Source organism: Cobetia marina, assembly GCF_001720485.1.
Lineage (GTDB): Bacteria > Pseudomonadota > Gammaproteobacteria > Pseudomonadales > Halomonadaceae > Cobetia > Cobetia marina.
In genome coordinates, this window is sequence record NZ_CP017114.1 from 337,119 (window position 1) to 358,834 (window position 21,716).

The 21,716-nt window shown below is 63.7% G+C and carries 21 protein-coding genes; 14 read left to right on the forward strand and 7 right to left on the reverse strand.

Going from position 1 to position 21,716, the window contains the following annotated elements:
* Nucleotides 1-156: 156 nt before the first annotated feature.
* The 10 genes from rpmB to BFX80_RS01535 all read left to right on the forward strand — a co-directional run bounded on the left by rpmB (nucleotide 157) and on the right by BFX80_RS01535 (nucleotide 9,918).
* Nucleotides 157-393: a 50S ribosomal protein L28 gene (gene rpmB / locus BFX80_RS01490; protein ID WP_043336270.1), complete on the forward strand. Its 237-nt coding sequence runs from the start codon at nucleotides 157-159 to the stop codon at nucleotides 391-393.
* 92 nt (nucleotides 394-485) lie between these two features.
* Entirely contained in the window at nucleotides 486-641 is a 156-nt protein-coding gene (rpmG, locus tag BFX80_RS01495; RefSeq protein ID WP_016417370.1) for a 50S ribosomal protein L33, read from the forward strand.
* A gap of 155 nt (nucleotides 642-796) precedes the next feature.
* Entirely contained in the window at nucleotides 797-1,612 is an 816-nt protein-coding gene (mutM, locus tag BFX80_RS01500; protein ID WP_054556537.1) for a bifunctional DNA-formamidopyrimidine glycosylase/DNA-(apurinic or apyrimidinic site) lyase, read from the forward strand.
* Between the two features lie 159 nt (nucleotides 1,613-1,771).
* Nucleotides 1,772-2,962, forward strand: a complete 1,191-nt coding sequence (locus BFX80_RS01505; protein WP_084207807.1) for a class I SAM-dependent rRNA methyltransferase — start codon at nucleotides 1,772-1,774, stop codon at nucleotides 2,960-2,962.
* Between the two features lie 144 nt (nucleotides 2,963-3,106).
* Complete coding sequence (locus BFX80_RS01510) at nucleotides 3,107-3,463, forward strand: putative signal transducing protein (RefSeq protein WP_077377775.1); 357 nt, start codon at nucleotides 3,107-3,109, stop codon at nucleotides 3,461-3,463.
* Nucleotides 3,460-3,975 (forward strand): acyl-CoA thioesterase, encoded by a 516-nt coding sequence (locus BFX80_RS01515; RefSeq protein WP_084207808.1) that lies wholly within the window; start codon nucleotides 3,460-3,462, stop codon nucleotides 3,973-3,975. Before BFX80_RS01510 ends, BFX80_RS01515 begins: the two co-directional genes overlap by 4 nt.
* A gap of 143 nt (nucleotides 3,976-4,118) precedes the next feature.
* Complete coding sequence (ald, locus tag BFX80_RS01520) at nucleotides 4,119-5,240, forward strand: alanine dehydrogenase (RefSeq protein WP_084207809.1); 1,122 nt, start codon at nucleotides 4,119-4,121, stop codon at nucleotides 5,238-5,240.
* A gap of 217 nt (nucleotides 5,241-5,457) precedes the next feature.
* The gene (locus BFX80_RS01525) at nucleotides 5,458-6,471 is read left to right on the forward strand and encodes a tryptophan--tRNA ligase (RefSeq protein ID WP_084207810.1); all 1,014 of its coding nucleotides are present in this window, start codon (nucleotides 5,458-5,460) and stop codon (nucleotides 6,469-6,471) included.
* A gap of 211 nt (nucleotides 6,472-6,682) precedes the next feature.
* Nucleotides 6,683-7,927, forward strand: a complete 1,245-nt coding sequence (locus BFX80_RS01530; protein ID WP_084207811.1) for a YeeE/YedE family protein — start codon at nucleotides 6,683-6,685, stop codon at nucleotides 7,925-7,927.
* A gap of 311 nt (nucleotides 7,928-8,238) precedes the next feature.
* Nucleotides 8,239-9,918 carry an NAD-dependent malic enzyme gene (locus tag BFX80_RS01535; RefSeq protein ID WP_077377790.1) on the forward strand — a complete coding sequence of 560 codons (1,680 nt, stop codon included), beginning with the start codon at nucleotides 8,239-8,241 and terminating at the stop codon, nucleotides 9,916-9,918.
* A gap of 146 nt (nucleotides 9,919-10,064) precedes the next feature.
* Here the strand turns inward: BFX80_RS01535 and acnA are convergent, their stop codons facing one another.
* Nucleotides 10,065-12,809 (reverse strand): aconitate hydratase AcnA, encoded by a 2,745-nt coding sequence (acnA, locus tag BFX80_RS01540; RefSeq protein ID WP_077377793.1) that lies wholly within the window; start codon nucleotides 12,807-12,809, stop codon nucleotides 10,065-10,067.
* 346 nt (nucleotides 12,810-13,155) lie between these two features.
* Here acnA and BFX80_RS01550 point away from each other — a divergent pair, with 346 nt between their 5' ends.
* The 3 genes from BFX80_RS01550 (at nucleotide 13,156) to trxB (ending at nucleotide 15,711) form a co-directional block, all read left to right on the forward strand.
* Nucleotides 13,156-13,512, forward strand: coding sequence for a CPXCG motif-containing cysteine-rich protein (locus tag BFX80_RS01550; RefSeq protein WP_084207812.1), 357 nt, complete (start codon nucleotides 13,156-13,158; stop codon nucleotides 13,510-13,512).
* A gap of 292 nt (nucleotides 13,513-13,804) precedes the next feature.
* A complete protein-coding gene (locus BFX80_RS01555; RefSeq protein ID WP_065392448.1) occupies nucleotides 13,805-14,407 on the forward strand; it encodes a peroxiredoxin in 603 nt (200 codons plus the stop codon).
* 347 nt (nucleotides 14,408-14,754) lie between these two features.
* The gene (gene trxB, locus BFX80_RS01560) at nucleotides 14,755-15,711 is read left to right on the forward strand and encodes a thioredoxin-disulfide reductase (protein WP_077377802.1); all 957 of its coding nucleotides are present in this window, start codon (nucleotides 14,755-14,757) and stop codon (nucleotides 15,709-15,711) included.
* A 122-nt stretch (nucleotides 15,712-15,833) separates the two neighbouring features.
* Here trxB and BFX80_RS01565 read toward each other — a convergent pair whose 3' ends face one another.
* Nucleotides 15,834-16,091, reverse strand: a complete 258-nt coding sequence (locus tag BFX80_RS01565; protein WP_084207813.1) for a SlyX family protein — start codon at nucleotides 16,089-16,091, stop codon at nucleotides 15,834-15,836.
* Nucleotides 16,092-16,590: 499 nt separating this feature from the next.
* Here BFX80_RS01565 and BFX80_RS18175 point away from each other — a divergent pair, with 499 nt between their 5' ends.
* Complete coding sequence (locus BFX80_RS18175; protein ID WP_077377808.1) at nucleotides 16,591-17,055, forward strand: cold-shock protein; 465 nt, start codon at nucleotides 16,591-16,593, stop codon at nucleotides 17,053-17,055.
* A gap of 100 nt (nucleotides 17,056-17,155) precedes the next feature.
* Here the strand turns inward: BFX80_RS18175 and BFX80_RS01575 are convergent, their stop codons facing one another.
* From BFX80_RS01575 to dapC, 5 genes are all read right to left on the reverse strand, one after another.
* Complete coding sequence (locus BFX80_RS01575; RefSeq protein WP_084207814.1) at nucleotides 17,156-17,569, reverse strand: hypothetical protein; 414 nt, start codon at nucleotides 17,567-17,569, stop codon at nucleotides 17,156-17,158.
* The gene (dapE, locus tag BFX80_RS01580; RefSeq protein WP_084209577.1) at nucleotides 17,566-18,762 is read right to left on the reverse strand and encodes a succinyl-diaminopimelate desuccinylase; all 1,197 of its coding nucleotides are present in this window, start codon (nucleotides 18,760-18,762) and stop codon (nucleotides 17,566-17,568) included. The genes BFX80_RS01575 and dapE overlap by 4 nt, the downstream gene beginning before the upstream one ends.
* A gap of 157 nt (nucleotides 18,763-18,919) precedes the next feature.
* Nucleotides 18,920-19,945, reverse strand: a complete 1,026-nt coding sequence (gene dapD / locus BFX80_RS01585) for a 2,3,4,5-tetrahydropyridine-2,6-dicarboxylate N-succinyltransferase (RefSeq protein ID WP_077377814.1) — start codon at nucleotides 19,943-19,945, stop codon at nucleotides 18,920-18,922.
* Between the two features lie 40 nt (nucleotides 19,946-19,985).
* The gene (locus BFX80_RS01590; RefSeq protein ID WP_043333033.1) at nucleotides 19,986-20,342 is read right to left on the reverse strand and encodes an ArsC family reductase; all 357 of its coding nucleotides are present in this window, start codon (nucleotides 20,340-20,342) and stop codon (nucleotides 19,986-19,988) included.
* A gap of 84 nt (nucleotides 20,343-20,426) precedes the next feature.
* Nucleotides 20,427-21,626 carry a succinyldiaminopimelate transaminase gene (gene dapC, locus BFX80_RS01595; RefSeq protein ID WP_077377820.1) on the reverse strand — a complete coding sequence of 400 codons (1,200 nt, stop codon included), beginning with the start codon at nucleotides 21,624-21,626 and terminating at the stop codon, nucleotides 20,427-20,429.
* Nucleotides 21,627-21,716: the final 90 nt, after the last annotated feature.

The following is a 21,716-nucleotide window of genomic DNA, read 5'->3' on the forward strand; positions in this document are numbered from 1 at the left end:
GTAAAATGCTGCGCCTGCACGTTCCAGTACCCTGAAGCTTGTCTTCCGGAATGGACGTAACACACTTTGAAATCAGGGCATGAGGCGGCGCCTGCCACTTCCGGTTTGCCCGACAGGTTTTGAACAACTTAGCCAACGCAGCGGTTGGAGGCTCCAATGTCCAAAGTATGTCAGGTTACCGGCAAGCGCCCGGTGACTGGTAACAACGTTTCTCACTCCCAGCGCAAGACTCGTCGCCGGTTCCTGCCGAACCTGCACACCCACCGTTTCTGGGTTGAATCCCAGCAGCGCTTCGTCAAGCTGCGCGTCTCTACCAAGGGCATGCGCATCATTGACAAGAAGGGTATCGACGAAGTCCTCAAGGACCTCACTGCACGTGGCGAGCGCTTCTAAACACTAGAAGACAGCCCCTGTAGCAATGGCAACCGAGCCGAGGGCAACGCTCTCAATCGTTCGGTGAATGCGACTGTGGAAGGAAACTGAAAATGCGTGACAAGATCAAGTTGGTGTCAAGTGCCGGTACTGGCCACTTCTACACCACCGACAAGAACAAGCGTAACACTCCGGACAAGCTTGAATTCAAGAAGTACGATCCGGTCGTTCGCAAGCACGTGATGTACAAGGAAGCCAAGATCAAGTGATCTTGTCTCCCGCCAGCGTGCTGTCGGAACCCTCGAAAACCCGGTCCTGACCGGGTTTTCGAGTATCTGGATGTCGGAGTTCCGGCATCCTGCAACAGGGTGGCGGCTTCTGTCGTCACCCTGTTGTGCGTCTGGCGGTCAGTCGAGGAGGAAGCATGCCCGAATTACCGGAAGTCGAGACGACTCGCCGTGGTATCGCACCATTGGTCGAGGGCCAGGAGGTCACCGAGGTGATCGTGCGTCAGCCACGGCTGCGCACGCCAGTACCGAGTGAGCTGGCGGAGTGGCTGGTGGGGCAGCGTTTCGGTGAGCTCTCGCGCCGTGCCAAGTACCTGCTGTTGCCGATCGCCGATGGCCACCTGCTCTGGCATCTGGGCATGTCCGGCAGTCTGAGGCTGGTACCCATCGGCACGCCGCCCCGTACGCATGACCATGTCGATGTGGTGCTGGGCAATGGCCAGGTGTTGCGCTATCACGACCCGCGTCGCTTCGGTTTCGTCGACTTCGTGCGCGGTGACCCGCACGCTGACACACGTCTGGCGAGGCTCGGGCCGGAGCCCTTGTCGGACGCCTTCACCGGTGAGCTTCTCTTCGCGCGCTCGCGCAAGCGACGCGTGGCGATCAAGCCTTTCCTGATGGACAACGCCAATGTGGTCGGCGTGGGCAACATCTACGCCAGTGAGGCGCTCTTCATGGCCGGCATCGACCCGCGTCGTCCGGCGGGGGAGACCTCCCTGGAGGAATATGAGCGCCTCGCCGAGGCCTCACGCAGCGTGCTGGCGGCCGCCATCGAGCAAGGCGGTACCACCTTGCGTGATTTCGTCGGTGGTGATGGCAAGCCCGGCTACTTCGCCCAGCGCCTCAACGTCTATGGGCGAGGGGGCGAGCCCTGCCGCGAGTGTGGCCATGAGATCATGAGCCTGGTGCTCGGGCAGCGTGCCAGTTGCTTCTGCCCTCATTGCCAGAGCTAGTGCCGTCCGTGCCGGCACGGGTCAGACATGTCTCACTGACCCTTGATGATCACTTGACCGGAGGCTCCGTGACCGGGGCCGCCATGACGACTAGAATGGCCCCATTCGGGCGCGCCCTGTCGTCGTCCTGTCCCTTTCCCTGTCTTATGGATGATTCCCGTGACTGAACGTCTGCGCCTGAAGAAGAATGCTGATCGCCGCCTCAAGGCTGGCCATCTGTGGCTGTACTCCAATGAAGTCGATACCGTCGCGACGCCGCTCAAGAATTTCGAACCGGGCGCCCAGGCGATCATCGAGGCCAGCAACGGCCGCGCGATGGGCGTTGCCTACGTCAACCCGAACTCGCTGATCTGCGCGCGTATCGTCTCGCGCAACCCGGAACAGCGTCTGGACCGCTCGCTGCTGGTGCATCGCTTCAACCAGGCGCTGTCACTGCGCGAGAGCCTCTATGACAAGCCGTTCTACCGTCTGGTCCACGGCGAGGGCGACCTGCTGCCGGGTCTGATCGTCGATCGCTTCGACGACGTGCTGGTCTGCCAGCTCAACACCTTCGGCATGGAGCGACTGGCGGAAGTGATCGTCGATGCGCTCTTGAAGGTCGTCAAGCCGACCGCCATCGTGTTCAAGAACGATTCCAGCGGTCGCCGTCAGGAACAGCTCGAGCGCAACGTCGAAGTCGTCTATGGCGAGCTGCCGGAAAGCGTGCTGCTGGAAGAGAATGGGGTCCAGTTCAGCGCGCCGGTACTGGATGGCCAGAAGACCGGCTGGTTCTATGATCACCGCGACAACCGTGCCTGGCTGAATCGTCAGGTGGCAGGCAAGCGCGTGCTGGACCTGTTCAGCTACGTCGGTGGCTGGGGTGTGCAGGCGGCGGCGCATGGCGCCAGCGAAGTGCTGTGTGTCGACGCCTCCGGTGCGGCACTTGAGCGAGTCTCGGGCAACGCCGTGCTCAACGGTGTCGAGGATCGCGTCTCCATCGCGGAGTCGGATGTCTTCGAGGCACTGACGGCCCTGCGCGCGGAAGGCGAGCAGTTCGACGTCATCATCGCGGATCCGCCCGCCTTCATCCGCAAGCGCAAGGACATCACCAATGGTGAGCGTGCCTATGCACGCCTCAACCGTGAAGCCATGCGCCTGCTGGGCCGCGACGGTCTGCTGATGTCCGGCTCCTGCTCCATGCATCTGGCGCCGGAGCGCCTGATGGATGTGGTGCGCGGCGCCGTGCGTCACCAGGACCGCCACGGTCAGGTCATCTTCCAGGGCCATCAGGCCAGCGACCACCCGGTGCACCCGTCCATCCCCGAGACCTCCTACCTCAAGGCGCTCGGTGTGCGGGTCTATCGCGACTGAGATCGAGTCTCGGGTCGCGACCAGGAGCGCGATCGGGATCGCGAGCGATGAACGTGTCCTTTGGCACGAACGACAACGCCGCCCTTCGGGGCGGCGTTGTCGTTGATGGCTTCCGTAGCGCCCGGACTCTGATAGTCTGACGGCATGTATCGACGACTGACATCCCATCACAATCTCGTGCTGCTGGATCACTGGCGCAACCTTCTGGAAAGCGAAGGTATCCCGTGCGAGCTGCGCAACCGTCTGCTGGGTTCGGCAGCCGGGGAGTTGCCCGTCAACGATTGCGAGCCGCAATTGTGGGTTGCCGAGCACAACCTCGCCCGCGCTCGCCAGCTGCTGGCGCATATCGAGGCCGCGCCTGCGCAGCCGGATTGGCAGTGCGCCTGCGGGGAGCGCCTCGAAGGCAGCTTCAGTGAATGCTGGTCCTGCGGTGCCAGTGCGCCCATGCGTGATGATGCAGGGCCCCGCGAGCAGGATGACGACACGGAGTTCGTGGCATGACGGACGTACAGGCATCGGAGACCGTCATCGGCAACACGGCCCCCTTGCGGGAAACCTGTGAAGGGTGGGCGCTGCCGTCTCCCTTCCTGCTGCCGATCGCGGTAAGTGTCGAGGCGCTGGATGGCTATGGCCATGTCAACAATGCCGAATACGTGCGCTGGCTGGAGAGAATCAGCTGGGCGCATTCCGAAGCGTTGGGGCTGGGCCTTGAACACTATCGTGCCCAGGATCGTGGCATGGTGGTGCATCGTCACGAGATCGACTATCTGGCCAGCGCACGGCTTGGCGATTCGCTGATGCTGGCCACCTGGCTGGTGGCGTGCGATGGCCGCCTGAGCCTGACGCGCCGCTTTCAGCTGCGTCGTTGCTCGGATGGCCTGACGCTGTTGGAGGCGCGCACGCGCTTCGTCTGCATCGAACTCTCGAGTGGGCGAGCCAGACGCATGCCCGAGGCTTACCGTGAATGCTATTCGGCGGCGCTGGTGAGCGAGGATGCTGCCAGCCAACGATGATTCCCTGCATTCCACTGCATTGCTGTCGTGTTTTGGTGAATCTTGCTGGCATCTGATTGGCGCGACGCTGACGAGTCTGCTGTGCTTGTAGGAGGTGTCGAGATGACATCGCCGTATTCCGCCAGCAGTGCAAGGAGCTCGTTATGCAGATCGCCGTGCCGAAGGAAATCAAGAACCACGAATACCGTGTCGCTCTGACGCCCGCCGGGGTGCGAGAGCTGATTGCCCATGGCCATGACGTCATCGTCGAGCGTGGTGCGGGTGAGGGCAGTGGGTTCAGTGACGCCGAGTACCAGGGGGTCGGGGCTCGTCTTGAATCGGATGTCGAGCAGGTCTTTCGTGAGGCCGAGCTGATACTCAAGGTCAAGGAGCCTCAGCCGGCCGAGGTGGCGCGTCTCACCAGCGGCCAGACATTGTTCACCTACCTGCATCTGGCCGCCGCCCGTGAGCTGACCGAAAGCCTGCTGGATAGCGGGGTGACCGCGATTGCCTACGAGACCATCACCGACATCGCCGGTGGTCTGCCGCTGCTGGCACCCATGAGTCGCGTTGCCGGGCGCATGGCGATCCAGGCCGGCGCGCATGCGCTGGAGAAGGCGCAAGGCGGGATGGGGGTGCTGTTGCCCGGTGTGCCTGGCGTGCCACCGGCGCGGGTCACGGTGATCGGCGGCGGCGTGGTGGGGGAGAATGCGGCGCGCATGGCGCTGGGGCTGGGCGCCGAGGTGGTGATTCTCGATACGTCATTGAACCGCCTCGAGACGCTGGATCACCGCTATCAGGGACAGATTCGTACGGTCTATTCGACATCCGAGGCGCTGGATGAGGCGGTACGCCATTCGGCATTGATCATCGGGGCCGTGCTCGTGCCCGGTGCCGCAGCTCCCAAGCTGATCCGTCGCGAGCATCTGCGCAACATGATGCCCGGTGCGGTACTGGTGGATGTCGCGATCGATCAGGGCGGATGTTTCGAGACCAGTCGCGCCACGACCCATGCGGAACCGACCTATCTCGTCGATGGTGTCGTGCATTATTGCGTGGCCAACATGCCGGGGGCCGTGGCGCGTACCTCGACCCAGGCACTCACCAGCGCGACGCTGCCTTATGTGGTGAAGCTCGCCAATGGCGGCTATCGCAAGGTATTGCGGGAAGATCGTCACTTCGCGGCAGGCCTCAACGTGCATGCCGGCCAGCTGACGATTGCGGAAGTCGGCGCTGCCTTCGGCATGCCGGTGATCTCGCTGGAAGATGCCCTGGCAAAGGGCTGACACCTGCCGGCGGGCACATGGCGTGCATGGGGTGCTGGTCGTCTGTCCGGCCCTTACGAAGGCCATGCCCCTCAGGGTAAGATGAGCGCAATGCAGCGGCAGGACATGGCGGGTTCATCGCATCGTGATGCGCGCCGTCGTGCCCTGTCGTGATTCATTGTGAGCAGGTCCCGCCAAGTGGCACGCTCCCCGACTCAGACGCCCAAGAAGTGCATCCATGACCAAGACCCGCGTTCTTACCGGCATCACGACCACCGGCACCCCTCACCTCGGCAACTATGTCGGCGCCATCAAGCCCGCCATCGAGGCCAGTCAGGACCCGACGGTCCAGTCCTTCTATTTCCTCGCCGATTTCCATGCTCTGATCAAGTGTCAGGACCCGAAGCGCGTGCAGGAATCCCGCCGTGAGATCGCCGCCACCTGGCTGGCGCTGGGGCTGGACACCGACAACGCCATCTTCTATCGCCAGTCGGATGTGCCGGAGATTCCGGAGCTGATGTGGTTGCTCAACTGTGTCTGCGCCAAGGGCCTGATGAACCGTGCGCATGCCTACAAGGGCGCCGTGGCCGAGAACGAGGAAGCGGGCATCGAGGACGTGGATCGTGGCATCAGCATGGGGCTGTTCAGCTATCCGGTGCTGATGGCGGCGGACATCCTGATGTTCAATGCCCACAAGGTGCCGGTGGGGCGTGACCAGATCCAGCATATCGAGATGGCGCGTGACATGGCCGGGCGCTTCAACCACCTCTTCAAGGGCAACTACTTCACCATGCCCGAGGCGGTGACCGACGAGAAATCCCAGCTGCTGCTGGGCCTCGATGGCCGCAAGATGTCCAAGAGCTACAACAACACCATTCCGCTGTTCGGCACCGAGAAGCAGCTGCTCAAGAGCGTGCGCAAGATCAAGACCAATTCGCTGGAGCCGGGGGAGCCGAAGGACCCGGATACCTGTTCGCTGTTCCAGATCTATTCGGCCTTCGCCACCGAGGCGGAAGTCGCCGCCATGCGTGAGCAGTACGCCGCCGGCATTGGCTGGGGCGATGCCAAGAATCAGCTGTTCGAATACCTGAACGACCATCTCAAGGCGCCGCGTGAGCGTTACGTCGAGCTGATGGAAGATCCGGCACATGTCGAAGCCATCCTCAAGCGTGGTGCCGAGCGTGCGCGCGATGAGGCCGCGCCGATGATGGAGCGCCTGCGTCGTGCCGTCGGTCTGGGCAACTTCGTGTAATCTCGAGGACACCCCGCACAGCCCGGCACCAGACGCCCGCCATCGCTTTCGATGGCGGGCGTCATCGTCTGGGAGGTGAGCTGACGGGGGTGACTTATATTCCATGGCGGAATGGATGGCGTGCTGAAAATTCGTTCACAGCTATAAGGCAACGCGTTAGGCTTGCCGCATTGATGAACGCGACATGACGACTTCGTTCAAGGAGCAAGACATGAGTCACGATGCGATACCCGGCAAGGCCAGCCAGTCCGGCCTGCCGACGACCGCCATCAACCCGAAGGCCATTCTGGCCGGAGGCTTGCTGGTGGTGGCTGCCATCCTGCTGGGGATGGTGTCCGGCTGGCGCCAGGGCTTTCTGCTGCTGGTGGGGGGCGCGCTGGGCGTGGTGCTCTACCACGCGGCCTTCGGCTTCACCTCCGCCTGGCGAGTCTTCATCACCGAGCGCCGAGGACGCGGCCTGCGTGCCCAGATGCTGATGCTGGCGATCGCCGTGGTGCTGTTCTTCCCGGTGCTGGCCTCGGGCAGCCTGTGGGGGCAGGAGGTCTCCGGCTTCGTCTCGCCGCTGGGTATCTCGGTGGTGGTCGGTGCCTTCCTGTTCGGGCTCGGCATGCAGCTGGGCGGCGGCTGCGCCTCGGGCACGCTGTTCACCGTCGGTGGCGGCAATGCGCGCATGGTGATCACCCTGATCTTCTTCTGCGTCGGCTCGGTGATCGGCACCGCGCACTTCAGCTGGTGGCAGAGCCTGCCGTCGCTGCCCGCCGTCTCGCTGGTGGACAGCTTCGGCGCGCTGGGTGGCATCATCGTCAGCCTGGTGCTGTTCGCCATCATCGTGGTGGTGACACGCACGCTGGAGAAGCGCCGTCACGGTGAGCTCGAGAAGGCCACCGTGACCGACAGTCAGCCGCGTGGTCTGTCACGCTTTCTGCGGGGTCCCTGGCCGCTGCTGGCGGGAGCCGTGGCGCTGGCGCTGCTCAACTTCGTGACGCTGGCGCTGGCTGGTCGTCCCTGGGGCATCACCTCAGCCTTCGCGCTGTGGGGCACCAAGGCCTATACCGCGCTGGGCTTCGATGTCAGTGACTGGGGCTACTGGCAGGCGGCGGGCAATGCCAAGGCGCTGGCCGCACCGCTCTATCAAGACATCACCACGGTGATGAACATCGGTATCGTGGTGGGGGCGCTGGCGGCGGCACTGCTGGCCGGCAAGTTCGCGCCGAAGTGGAACATTCCGCTGCGCTCGGTGGTGGCTGCCGTGCTGGGTGGTCTGCTGTTGGGCTACGGCGCGCGCCTGGCCTTCGGCTGCAACATCGGTGCCTACTTCGGTGGCATCTCCTCCGGCAGTCTGCATGGCTGGCTGTGGCTGGTGATGGCCTTCGCCGGCAACATGCTGGGCGTGAAGCTGCGCCCGTTCTTCGCGCTTGCGCCGCGCAAGCCGGCATCGCGCGCCGATCTGGCCTGAGCCATTCCCCGCACGTGACCGCGAACGCCTCTCTCCTTCCCCGTCAGGGGGATGAGCGGGGCGTTTCTCGTCATGCAGCACCCTTGTCTGCGCAACGCACGTCGGCCCTGCACAGGCTGCCGGAGATAGCACTGCGCGTGCTATCATCATGCCTTGTTCGCACGTGGAAACTGCACGTCGAAAGGTCCCTCGGACGCCCGGTTGCCAGCAGGTCTTCTGCGGTGCTTCAGCGGGCATGCTGCGCGTGTCTGCCGGCATGCCGAGAAGCTTGCCGAGCGTGAGGTCGTCCCCACTGATTCAAGAGTCTCGCCATGACGGATACTTCCAAGCGCGCCCTGTACGTTCCCTACGCCGGCCCGAGCCTGCTCGAGATGCCGCTGCTCAACAAGGGCAGCGCCTTCAGCCTCGAGGAGCGTGTCAGCTTCAATCTGATGGGCCTGCTGCCGCAGAATGTCGAGAGCATCGAAGAGCAGGTCGCGCGCGTCTACAGCCAGTATCAGCAGTGCGCCACCGACCTCGACAAGCACATCCTGTTGCGCTCGGTGCAGGACGACAACGAGACCCTGTTCTTCCGCGTGATCGAGGAGCACCTCGAGGAGATGATGCCGATCATCTACACCCCGACCGTCGGTCAGGCGTGCGAGGAGTTCTCCAACATCTACCGCAACCACCGTGGCCTGTTCATCTCCTACCCGGACCGCGAGCACATGGATGACATCCTGCGCTCCGCGACCAAGGACAACGTCAAGGTCATCGTCGTCACCGATGGCGAGCGTATCCTGGGGCTGGGCGATCAGGGCATCGGCGGCATGGGCATCCCCATCGGCAAGCTGTCGCTGTACACCGCCTGTGGCGGCATCAGCCCGGCCTATACCCTGCCGATCTCGCTGGATCTGGGCACCAACAACCAGAAGCTGCTCGACGACCCGCGCTACATGGGCTGGCGTCACGAGCGCGTCACCGGTGATGACTACAACGCCTTCGTGGCCGAGTTCATCACAGCCGTGAAGCGTCGCTGGCCAAAGGCCATGATCCAGTTCGAGGACTTCGCGCAGGCCAATGCCATGCCGCTGCTCGAGCGTTACCGCGATGAAGTCTGCTGCTTCAATGACGACATCCAGGGCACCGCCTCCGTCGTGGTCGCGACCCTGATGGCGGCCTGCAAGGCCAAGGGCGAGAAGCTCTCCGACCAGCGCGTGACCTTCCTGGGTGCCGGCAGTGCCGGTTGTGGCATCGCCGAGATGATCGTGGTGGCGATGGTCAAGGAAGGCATGGACGAGGCCGAGGCCCGCAAGCGTGTCTTCATGGTCGATCGCTTCGGCCTGCTGACCAGCGACATGGAAGGCCTCTACGACTTCCAGAGCCGTCTGGCTCACGACGTCGAGAGCGTGGCCGACTTCGGTGACCGCGGCCTGCTGGATGTGGTCAAGGCCGCCAGGCCGAGCGTGCTGATCGGTGTCTCCGGCCAGCGTGGCCTGTTCAGCGAAGACGTGATCCGTGCCGTGCAGGCCGGTTGCGAGAGCCCGCTGGTGATGCCGCTGTCCAACCCGACCTCACGCGTCGAAGCGACCCCGGCGGAAGTCATCGAGTGGACCGACGGCAAGGCACTGGTCGCCACTGGCAGCCCGTTCGCGCCGGTCGAGCACAACGGCCACACCCACGCGATTGCCCAGTGCAACAATGCCTACATCTTCCCGGGCATCGGTCTCGGTGTGCTGGCATCCAGCGCCTCACGCATCACCGACAACATGCTGATGGCCGCCGCCAACGCGCTGGCCAACAACGCTCCCATCGTCCTGAAGGGCGAGGGCGCGCTGCTGCCGTCGCTGGGCGACATCCAGGACATCAGCCGTCAGATCGCCTTTGATGTAGCACGTCAGGCCCAGGCCGATGGTGTGGCGCTGACCTCCAGCGATGAGATCATCCAGGCCAACATCGAGAAGAACTTCTGGCAGCCGCGTTACCGCGCCTACCGTCGCAAGGCGTTCTGATCGCGCCTGCGCCGTCAGTGAGCGCATGAAGCAGATTGCCTGAAACAGGTTGCCTGAAACAGAGTGTGCAAATGAAGAAGCCCCCGCAGGCCATGCCTGCGGGGGCTTTTGTATTGCGGTCAGCGCTGCGGTCAGCGGCTGGCGGGTTACAGCATGCCGCGCAGCACGTAGTGGAGGATGCCGCCGTGGCGGTAGTACTCCAGCTCGTTGTCAGTATCGATGCGGCACAGCGCCTCGATCTTCTGCTCACCCTTGTCGCTCTTGAAGGTGACCTGGACCTTGCCGCCGGCCGTCAGGTCATTCAGACCGCTGATGCTGATTTCCTCATCACCGGTCAGGCCGAGAGACTGGCGGCTTTCGCCTTCGGGGAACTGCAGCGGCACCACGCCCATGCCGATCAGGTTGGAGCGGTGGATGCGCTCATAGGACTCGGCAATCACCGCACGCACGCCCAGCAGCAGGGTGCCCTTGGCGGCCCAGTCACGTGAGGAGCCGGTGCCGTACTCCTTGCCCGCGACCACCACCAGTGGCGTGCCTTCCTCGGCATACTTCATGGCGGCATCGTAGATGGCCATCTGCTCGCCGGAGGGCACGTGGCGTGTCTCGCCGCCCTCGACGCCATCGAGCATCTCGTTGCGGATGCGCACGTTGGCGAAGGTGCCGCGCATCATCACCTCATGGTTGCCGCGACGTGAGCCATAGGAGTTGAAGTCCTTGACCTCGACGCCGTTCTCCTTGAGGTAGCGACCCGCCGGGCTGTCCGGCTTGATGGCACCGGCCGGTGAGATGTGGTCAGTGGTCACCGAATCGCCGAGCATGGCCAGCACGCGAGCGTTCTCGACGTCCTGCACGGCCTTTGGCTCGCGCTCCATGCCTTCGAAGAACGGCGGATGCTGGATGTAGGTGGAATCCTTCCACTCATACACCTCGGCTTCCGGTACCTCGATGGCCTGCCAGGTCTCGTCGCCGTCGAAGACTTCAGCGTACTCCTTGCGGTACATCTCGGTGCGTACCTGTTCGACGGCCGTGGCGATTTCCGCCTGGGTGGGCCAGATGTCCTTGAGGAAGACATCGTTGCCGTCGTTGTCCTTGCCCAGCGGCTCCTTGGAGAGGTCGGTGCGCACGGTGCCGGCGAGGGCGTAGGCCACCACCAGGGGCGGTGACGCCAGCCAGTTGGTGCGGACGTTGGGATGCACGCGACCCTCGAAGTTGCGGTTGCCCGACAGCACCGAGGCGACCGTCAGGTCACGCTCGTTGATGGCGGCTTCGACAGGGTCCGGCAGCGGGCCGGAGTTGCCGATGCAGGTCGTGCAGCCATAACCGACCAGATTGAAGCCCAGCTCGTTGAGGTCATCCTGAACCCCCGCCGAGGCGAGATAGTCGGTGACGACCTTGGAACCCGGTGCCAGAGAAGTCTTGACCCATGGCTTGGTGCGCAGGCCTTTCTCGCGTGCCTTGCGGGCCACCAGGCCTGCCGCCAGCATCACGCTGGGGTTGGAGGTGTTGGTGCAGGACGTGATGGCGGCGATGACCACGTCCCCGTGATCGAGACGGAAGGTCTCGCCGTCCAGCTCGCTGTAGTCGGTATCCTTCTCGTAGCTCTGCTCGACATCGACGGCGGTCTGGCCACCCTCGGACAGCCATTTGCCGTCCTCGACCGCGGGAATCTGACCCAGCTGGTCATCGAGGATCTTCTCGAAGGTCTGCTTGATGTCGGTGAGCGCGACGCGATCCTGCGGACGCTTGGGGCCGGCCAGAGAGGCGACGACCTCACCCATGTCCAGCTCCAGGGTGTCGGAGAAGATCGGCTCATGGCCCGGCTCACGCCACAGACCCTGCTCCTTGGCATAGGCTTCGACCAACGCGACCTGTTCATCGGAGCGGCCGGACAGACGCATGTAGTTGAGCGTCTCGTCATCCAGTGGGAAGAAGCCGCAGGTGGCACCATATTCCGGCGCCATGTTGGCGATGGTCGCGCGGTCCGCCAGTGGCAGGTCGTCCAGGCCATCACCGTAGAACTCGACGAACTTGCCGACCACGCCACGGCTTCTCAGCATCTGGGTGACGGTCAGCACCAGGTCCGTCGCGGTGATGCCTTCGTTGAGCTTGCCGGTCAGCTTGAAGCCGACCACTTCCGGAATCAGCATCGAGACCGGCTGGCCGAGCATCGCGGCTTCCGCCTCGATCCCGCCGACACCCCAGCCCAGCACGCCCAGGCCATTGATCATGGTGGTGTGGGAGTCGGTGCCGACCAGGGTGTCAGGGTAGGCGAGCGTCTTGCCATCTTCCTCGCGGGTGAAGACGGCGCGACCGAGATATTCCAGATTTACCTGGTGGCAGATGCCGGTACCCGGCGGGACGACGGAGAAGTTGTCGAAGGCCTGCTGGCCCCAGCGCAGAAACTCGTAGCGCTCGCGGTTGCGCTCCATCTCGATGCGCACGTTGTCCTTGAAGGCGCTCGGGTCGCCGTAGTGATCCACCATCACCGAGTGGTCGATGACCAGATCCACCGGGGTCAGCGGATTGACCTTCTCGGGGTTCGCGCCCAGTGTCTTGACGGCGTCACGCATGGAGGCCAGGTCGACGACCCCGGGCACACCGGTGAAATCCTGCATCAGCACCCGGGCCGGGCGATAGCCGATCTCATGAGTGCTGGAGGCGGTCTTCTGCCAGTCGGCCAGCGCCTTGATGTCGTCCTTGGTGGCAGTGTCACCATCCTCGAAGCGCAGCTGGTTCTCCAGCAACACCTTGAGCGTGAAGGGCAGTCGCGTCAGGTCGCCAAGCGACTCGGCGGCCTTCTTGAGCGAGTAGTAGTGATATTGCCTGTCTCCGACCTGCAGTTCGGAGAGGGTATTGAGCGAATCCAGTGACTGAGAGCGCTGGGAACCCATGATTCTCCTCCTTGTCGTTGTCTTCACCGGCCAGACTGCTGATGTGTCATCCAACAGGTGCGTCAGGTGCCTTGGCCGGCTGCGACGCGTCGCCTGAGAGCGACTGCCAAATCGCGGGATACTGCCTATATAAGGCTATGGTCATCATCTGACCGGAATTCAAGCGCCTGCTTGCTTGAGGATAGTGCGCAGTGAGGAACCCCGCGTCGCGTTCGCTGCCATAGAGACGGATGAGAGACATCGTGAGGGAGGTGAGCATGGCGCTCATGGCTCGTGGACTGTCAGCCGCTGGCAAGGCTTTCGCCGCGATCAATCGCATCTCTCACATGACATGACGGAGGTTGGCATGAGTGATCAAGGGCGTGAGCCGGGTGAGTTGCCGGAAGATGACGAGGTACTGGATGCTGCCGTCGAGCAGTGGCTGGCGGAGCATTCCTCGGGGCAGTCCGATGAGTGGCCGGGGCATGAGCTGCTCGAGGACAAGCATGAGGGCGTGACCAGTGAGGCGCTGCACGAGGCGGAAATCAACTGCCCCTACTGTGACACGCCCTTCACGGTGTTCCTGGATCTGGACGAGGGCAGTCTGACCAACATCATCGACTGCGAGCGCTGCTGTCAGCCGATTCAGGTGCGCCAGCAGGTGGACCCCGTCAGTGGTGAGCTGGACGGCCTGGATATCGGCCAGGACGATGACGTGCTCTGACCTCGGGGGCGATTCCAGACGCGATCTCAGGTGCCCTGATTCAGCGCATCTGCCCCGAATTGCGCCGCAAGAGCGAGAATCCCGAGCAGTGCACAGGAGATACTGTATTCTGTTTCAGAGGTCACTTATGATTCCGGCGCAGCAGGCATCGTCATCGAGCTTTCATAGGCAAACTCTATGATGGTGATTGCGCCAAACATTTGGCATCTGCCACCTGAGGCGATTAGTCTGTGTGGCGATTCATCACGAAGGCGGCTTTGCGCCTTCCATCATCATTTCTCAGGAGATCACCATGAGCGTATTGGTCGGACGTCAGGCCCCGGATTTCGAAGCCGCAGCTGTGCTGGGCGACGGTACCATCGTCGACAACTACAAGCTGTCTGATTCCAACGGCAAGCTGCGTGTGCTGTTCTTCTGGCCGCTGGACTTCACCTTCGTTTGCCCGTCTGAAATCATCGCCCACGACAACCGTCTGGCGAAGTTCAAGGAACTCGGCGTTGAAGTCATCGGTGTTTCCATCGATTCCCAGTTCACTCACCACGCATGGCGCAAGACCTCTCCGGACGCTGGCGGCATCGGTGAAGTCGGCTTCCCGATCGTGGCTGACGTCAAGCACGAAATCGTGCAGGCCTTCGGTGTCGAGCACCCGGAAGCTGGCGTCGCACTGCGCGCGTCCTTCCTGATCGACGAAGACGGTGTCGTTCAGCACCAGGTCGTCAACAACCTGCCGCTGGGCCGCAACGTCGACGAGATGGTCCGCATGGTCAAGGCCCTGCAGTTCCACCAGACCAACGGCGAAGTCTGCCCGGCAGGCTGGGAAGAAGGTCAGGAAGGCATGAAGGACACCGCTGAAGGTGTCGCCAAGTACCTGGCAGGTCACTCCAGCAGCCTGTAAGTCGCTGCCTGGTCGCGATCAGCCGCGTCATCGCTGACTGATCGAGCGTCCGCCTTTCGACACCCTCCCATGAGTGGCTCGACTGGCAGGCGAACCGGAAGCCGTCGCCCCTGGCGGCGGCTTCCGTGTATCTGAGGCTAGCGTCATAAGCTTCTGCGATGCCGGTCTGAGCGCAGTGCTGAAAGCTCGGCGCGTCTGCGCTAATCTGCGCAGTCCCTGTTCACCATCCACTCCGTGTCCTGAGCCATGCCGATCGCAGACGCTGTCCGCATCGCTCAGTACATAGATCATCAGTCGTCACCCGGCGTCTGGTGAATTTTCCGCCTTCATCTGTCCTGAGGTCATCCATGAGCAATGTCCGTCACGAACGTCTGATCATCCTCGGCTCCGGCCCGGCGGGTTACACCGCTGCCGTCTATGCCGCGCGTGCCAACCTCAAGCCGCTGCTGATCACCGGCATGCAGATGGGTGGCCAGCTGACCACCACCACCGATGTCGACAACTGGCCGGGCGATGATGCCGGTGTGCAGGGGCCGGAGTTGATGGAGCGCATGCGCCGCCACGCCGAGCGCTTCGAGACCGAAGTCCTGTTCGATCACATCAACGAAGTGACTCTCGGCGAGCGTCCGTTCCTGCTCAAGGGTGACAACGGCAGCTACAGCTGTGATGCGCTGATCATCGCCACCGGTGCCAGTGCACAGTATCTGGGACTGCCGAGCGAGCAGCAGTTCATGGGCCAGGGCGTCTCGGCCTGCGCGACCTGTGACGGCTTCTTCTATCGCAATCAGGAAGTCGTGGTGGTCGGTGGCGGCAACACCGCGGTCGAGGAAGCGCTGTACCTGTCCAACATCGCCTCCAAGGTCACCCTGGTGCACCGTCGCGACAGCCTGCGCGCCGAGAAGATTCTGCAGGACAAGCTGTTCGACAAGGTCGAGAACGGCAACATGGCGGTGGAATGGCACCACACGCTGGATGAGGTGCTGGGTGACAACTCCGGCGTCACCGGCGTGCGTCTGCGTCATGTCGAGAGTGGCGCCACCAAGGAGCTGAGCTCGATGGGCGTGTTCATCGCCATCGGCCATCGTCCGAATACCAGCCTGTTCGAAGGCCAGCTGGAGATGCAGGGCGGCTATCTTAAGGTCCAGTCCGGCCTGGAAGGCAATGCCACCCAGACCAGCATCCCCGGTGTCTATGCCTGTGGTGACGTGATGGATCACGTCTATCGCCAGGCGATCACCTCTGCCGGTACTGGCTGCATGGCGGCGCTGGACGCCGAGCGCTATCTGGATGGCCTGACTGCCTGAATGGCCTGACCCTCCGCGCTCGCGTCTCCTGACAGGCCGTCAGGGAGGCACGCACAAGAACGGCCCCGTGGCATGCGCTGCGGGGCCGTTCTGCGTTTTGATCACAGGTGCCAGTGCTCGCTTCAGTAGTGAGGAGGAAGCTCGTCGGCAGGCGACAGTGAGTCGGTCTGTGTCCGTTCACTGCCAGATTCGCGCAATTGGTGCAGCTGCGCGCTCATCAGCGCGGTGAGGCGCTCGAGCGTCTCTATCTGGCGTTGCTGGGCAATCACGGTGCGATCCAGCGTCTCCAGCCAGTCATCCTGGTGGGCCAGGCGGCTTTCGAGCGCCTCCAGGCGTGCTTCCAGCCGAGCATCGCCGGGAAGATCGGTCGGGGTCGACATGCGCTATGAACTCCTGAAGAGAGGTGTCAGTCCCGGTGGGTGAGTCAGTGGCGTGAGGATATCACCAGCCACAAGCGGACCGACAAGGGTTGAGGGGAGGCAGGTGGTGGCATCAGACGCATTCTGGTGAGGCGTGTTAGACTGATATCGGTGTGTTCTGCCTTCTTTTCGCGCAGTGCACCTGTTGACGGCACCTGCCAGTTTCGCCTCTGGCACTGACATGGCTGCCGGTTCCATCGACTGATGTGGGGAGACTCGCATCACGAGCCACGACGTGGCCAGGCTGACACCGAGTGTCAGTCACAGCCACGGGCATCGCCGTGAGGCGTTGCGTTCAGGCAGAGGTCCGACGACTGACGGTCGCATCGCGTGTCGTCATCCTCCCGGATTCTGCCCTTGCTGCGGCGTCTGGCAGAACATTCTGATATGGATCATCTGAAGTACCCCCTTCTGCCTTGTCGCGTTCCACCTTAATCCATTGCTTAGAGAGTTTATCTTGATGAGTTCCAAATCGTTCTTCCGTTGTTTCATCATCAGTCTGTTGCTGGCATTGCCGGCACCGTTGCTGATTGCCGTCTTCATCACCCTGACCGGCGGCGAGCTGGCCGACACGCTGTCCACGGCACTCAGCGTCGAGGGCTTTGAACTGGCCTACGCCGCTGCTGCCGTCGCCGTCTTCATTCTGCTGCTGGTCGCCACCCTGGCCATTCCGGTGCTGACACCGCGTTCCGCGGCGCTGGCCGAAGTCGAGGACGACGATCGTGAGATCGGCGAGGTCAAGTGGTTCAACGTCAACAAGGGCTATGGCTTCGTGACCCGCGAGAGCGGTGAAGATGTCTTCGTGCACTTCCGTGCCATCCGTGGCAAGGGCCATCGCACGCTGGCCGAAGGTCAGAAGGTGCGTTACCACGTCATCAGCAATGAGCGTGGCCTGCAGGCGGATGACGTGACGGTCATCACCTGATCGCTGACTCGCTCAGTGAAAGACGACAACGCCCCGCAGGCTAGCCTGCGGGGCGTTGTCGTTCATGGCCTGCACATTGGGGTGACGAGCGTCGCGTCACTCAGCCCTGGTCTGGCCAGGTGAAGGCCTCTTCGCTGCCATCGGCCATGACGCGGAAGAAGCGGTCCGGCTCATCACCTGGCTGCCAGCTGCCCAGCGAGCAGCGCGCCTCGACCTGCAGCCCTCGGGCGGCGGCGCGAGCACAGTCGACATCACGTGCCCAGGGAGTGCTGGCGCTGTCGAACCACAGGCTGGCGAACCCGTCAGCGACTTTCTCCACGACCAGTACCGCGATCTCGGCGCCGTCACGCGTGAGGCGGGTCCGGTGCTGCAGCTTGCCGGCCGGCTGGAAGACGACGACCTGCCCGAACTGCTCGCCCAGCCAGGCACCGAGCGCTTCCAGGCTCAAGGGCTTGAGGTAGATCTCGATGTCCGGGTATTGCTCATCGGCGTCAGTGTGCGGGGTGTCGCTCATGCCGTGGTCTCTCGGGTCGCGGGGACAAACAGGTATTCCAGGATGTGTTCATAGGCACTGGAGAGCTGGTCCAGGTCGCTGGCCATGACGCGTTCATCGATCTTGTGGATGGTCGCGTTGACCGGCCCCAGCTCTACCACCTGGGTGCCGAGCGTGGCGATGAAGCGTCCGTCCGAGGTGCCGCCGGAGGTGGACAGTACCGGCTTGCGTCCCAGCGCGCGTTCCACGCCGTGCACGGCGGCATCGACCAGCGCGCCTTCCGGTGTCAGGAAGGGCTCGCCGCTCAGGTTCCACTCGATCTCGACGTCCAGACCGTGCTTCTCGAGGATCTCGTAGGTGCGACGCTTGAGGTCATCGGCGGTCAGCTCGGTGGAATAGCGGAAGTTGAACACCACTTCCAGCTCGCCGGGGATGACGTTGGTCGCGCCGGTACCGCCACGGATGTTGGAAATCTGGAAGCTGGTTGCCGGGAAGAAGTCGTTGCCGTCGTCCCAGTGTTCAGCGGCCATGGCGGCCAGTGCCGGGGCGGCCTCGTGGATCGGGTTGCGTGCCAGGTGCGGATAGGCCACGTGGCCCTGCACGCCTTTCACGTGCATGACGGCACCCAGCGAGCCGCGACGGCCATTCTTGATCACGTCACCGGCATAGTCGGTGGAGGACGGCTCGCCGACGATGCAGTAATCCAGGCGTTCGTGGTGCTCGCGCAGATACTCGACCACCGCGCGGGTACCGTGAACCGCCGGGCCTTCCTCATCGGAGGTGATCAGGAAGGCGATGCGGCCTTCGTGGTCCGGGTTGGCGGTCACGAAGCGCTCGGTGGCGGTCAGCATCGCGGCCAGCGAGCCCTTCATGTCGGCGGCACCACGGCCACACAGGAAGCCGGCGTCATCGATGCACGGTGAGAACGGCGGGTACTGCCAGTTGGCTTCCGGGCCGGTGGGCACGACGTCGGTGTGGCCGGCGAAGGCCAGCACCGGACCATGATGACCGCGTACTGCCCAGAAATTCTCGACATCACCGAAGGGCAGGCGGGTGATCGTGAAGCCAAGTGCCTCGAGACGGTCGATCATCAGGGCCTGGCAGTCCAGATCATCCGGTGTGACGGAAGGGCGTTCGATCAGGTCGAAGGCCAGTTCCAGCGTCGGCGAGAGATTGCTGGGGCGTGACGGAAGCGGTGCGTGTGAATCAGTCATCATGGGCCATCGCTGCAGGCGTCGCCGCGAGGAGCGGCAACGCGAAATTCGGGGGAGACGAAATGTCTTCGTGCCGGCTCGAGCATCGCTGCCCGAGCCGGAAGATGCCGCGGCTACCTGTCTGGCTCACTTGCCTGACAGGCAGCCGTCACGCGCCTCAGTTGTGGGCGTGCAGGGCATCGTTGAGCGCGATGGCGCTCTTGTTTGTGCGGCACTCGACACGGCCGGTGACGGAGTTGCGACGCAGCAGCAGGTCGTCCTGGCTCGCCAGCTCACGGGCCGCGACCGTCTCGACTTCCTGGCCTTCGTTGTCGAAGACCATGACCTTGGTGCCGGCGGTGATGTAGAGGCCAGCTTCCACGGTGCAGCGATCGCCCAGCGGGATGCCGATGCCGGCATTGGCGCCGATCAGGCAGCCTTCGCCGACCTTGATGACGATGTTGCCGCCACCGGACAGGGTGCCCATGGTGGAGCAACCGCCGCCCAGATCAGAGCCCTTGCCGACGAAGACGCCCGCGGAGATGCGGCCTTCGATCATGCCCGGGCCTTCGGTGCCGGCATTGAAGTTGCAGAAGCCTTCGTGCATCACGGTGGTGCCTTCGCCCAGGTAGGCGCCCAGACGCACACGCGCGGTGTCGGCGATACGAATGCCGGTCGGCACCACGTAGTCGGTCATCTTCGGAAACTTGTCGACGCAGTCCACGGATAGGGTGCGACCTTCCAGGCGGGCCTTGAGGCGACGCGCCGGCAGCTCCTCGATGTCGATGGCGCCTTCGCTGGTCCAGGCGACATTCTTGAGCAGACCGAACATGCCGGTCAGATCGATGCCGTGCGGACGCACCATGCGGTGAGACAGCAGGTGCAGCTTGAGGTAGACCTCCGGCACGCTCTGCGGGGCGGCGTCTTCCTCGATGAACATGGCGACCAGCGGGCGCTGGCTGGCGGCCAGGCTCTCGGCCAGTTCGGCCTGGGCGCTGTCACCGGCGTCGCGCAGGGCGCTGGCCAGGGCGGCGCAGTGTTCCGGCAGGAAGCTGGTGGCGGTGGTGCCAGCCGGTGCGTCCAGTGCCTTGCGAGCGGCGTCAGCAACGGCAGCGGTCGGCTTGAACAGCGGGGCAGGATAGTAGACTTCCAGCCAGTCGCCGGTGGTGTTCTGGGTGCCGATTCCGAGGGCAAGGCTCAACATCGTGTCAATCTCCGGGGTGTCCAGTGGTGTAAGGGGTAGCTCAGTCCTGCGGTTCGTAGACCGCCTTGTCATAGCCGATCACCAGATCCATCTCATTGTCGGCGGGATGACGCTCGAGAATGGGACGCTTGATCAGGGTCGGGTGCTCCAGCATCAATGCACGTGCCGAGTTGGCATCGAGGCTGTCACGTTGTTCATCGCTCAGGTTGCGCCAGCTGGTGCTGCGCTTGTTGAGCAGGCTGCTCCAGGCGGTCTGCTCCAGCCAGGATTCCAGCAGGCTGGCGGAGAGGCCATCCTCACGCAGGTCATGCCAGCGATAGGGCACGCCCCGGTCGTCGAGAGCGCGGCGCGCCTTGCGGCAGGTATCACAGGTCTTGATGCCGTAGAGCACGTGCATGGCGGTCTCCTTGAGCCAATCCACCCCGCCGCGCGGGGCTGTCATCCAGTGTTGGGCTGCTGTCAGCCCGTGCAGGCCTGGCGCTCAGCGCAGGCGTTCGACGAAGCGACGCAGGCGCCGGGCGGCTTCGACGGTCTGTTCCAGTTCGGCCACCAGCGCCAGACGAATGCGTCCGGCGCCCGGATTCACGCCGTCCACCTCACGCGCCATGTAGCTTGCCGGCAGCACGCCGACGGCCTCCTCACGCAGCAGCTCGCGGGTGAAGGCGGCGTCATCCCCGCCCGGCACGGCCGGGTAGAGATAGAAGCTGGCTTCCGGGGTCGGGAAGTCCATCACCGGCGCGAGGATCTCGGTCACGGCGGCAAACTTCTCGCGGTAGGCGTCGCGATTGGCCAGCACGTGGGCTTCATCATTCCAGGCGGCGATGGAGGCGTGCTGGTGGTGCAGCGGCATCGCGCAGCCGTGATAGGTGCGGTAGTGACGGAAGCGACGGATCACCTCGCCATCGCCGGCCACGAAGCCGGAGCGCAGGCCCGGCAGGTTGGAGCGCTTGGACAGCGAGTGGAAGACCACGCAGCGCGCGTAGTCATCACGACCCATGGCGGCACAGGCTTGCAGCAGGCCCGGCGGCGGTGTGGCTTCGTCGAGGTAAAGCTCCGAATAGCACTCGTCGGAGGCGATCAGGAAGTCGTGCTCGTCAGCGAGGCGAATCAGCTGCTGGAAGTCGGCCAGCGGCGTCACCGCGCCGGTGGGGTTGCCCGGCGAGCAGACGAAGACGATCTGGGTGTCACGCCATACCTCGGCCGGCACCGCGGCATAGTCGGGGCGGAAGCCGTTCTCGGCGGGGCAGGGCAGGTAGGTGACCTCGCCGCCGGCCAGCAGCGTCGCGCCTTCGTAGATCTGATAGAAGGGATTCGGCACCAGTACGCGCGCCGGACGCGTGCTGTCCAGCGAGGCCTGGATGAAGGCGAACAGTGCCTCGCGGGTGCCGGTGACCGGCAGGACCTGCTGGTCGATATCCGGGGTGGCGTTGAGCGAGAAGCGCTTCTCCAGCCAGCTGGCGATCGCGGAGCGCAATTCCGGCAGGCCGCCGGTGGCGGGATACTTGGCCACGCCCATGATGTGCTCGCGCAGGGTGTCGAGCACGAACTCGGGCGGCGCGTGACGCGGCTCGCCGATGGTCAGCGCAATCGGGTCCAGAGCGGGGTTGGGGACGACGCCCTCGCGCAGCTTGGCCAGGGTTTCAAACGGGTAGGGCTTGAGCTGGTCGAGATCCGGGTTCATGCACGTTCCATGGGTGATGGCCGTTGCCGGCCGAGCAGGAAGGAAGGCGTCCGCGAGTCCGCCGGACTGCCATGCAGGTCGACTCGCGAT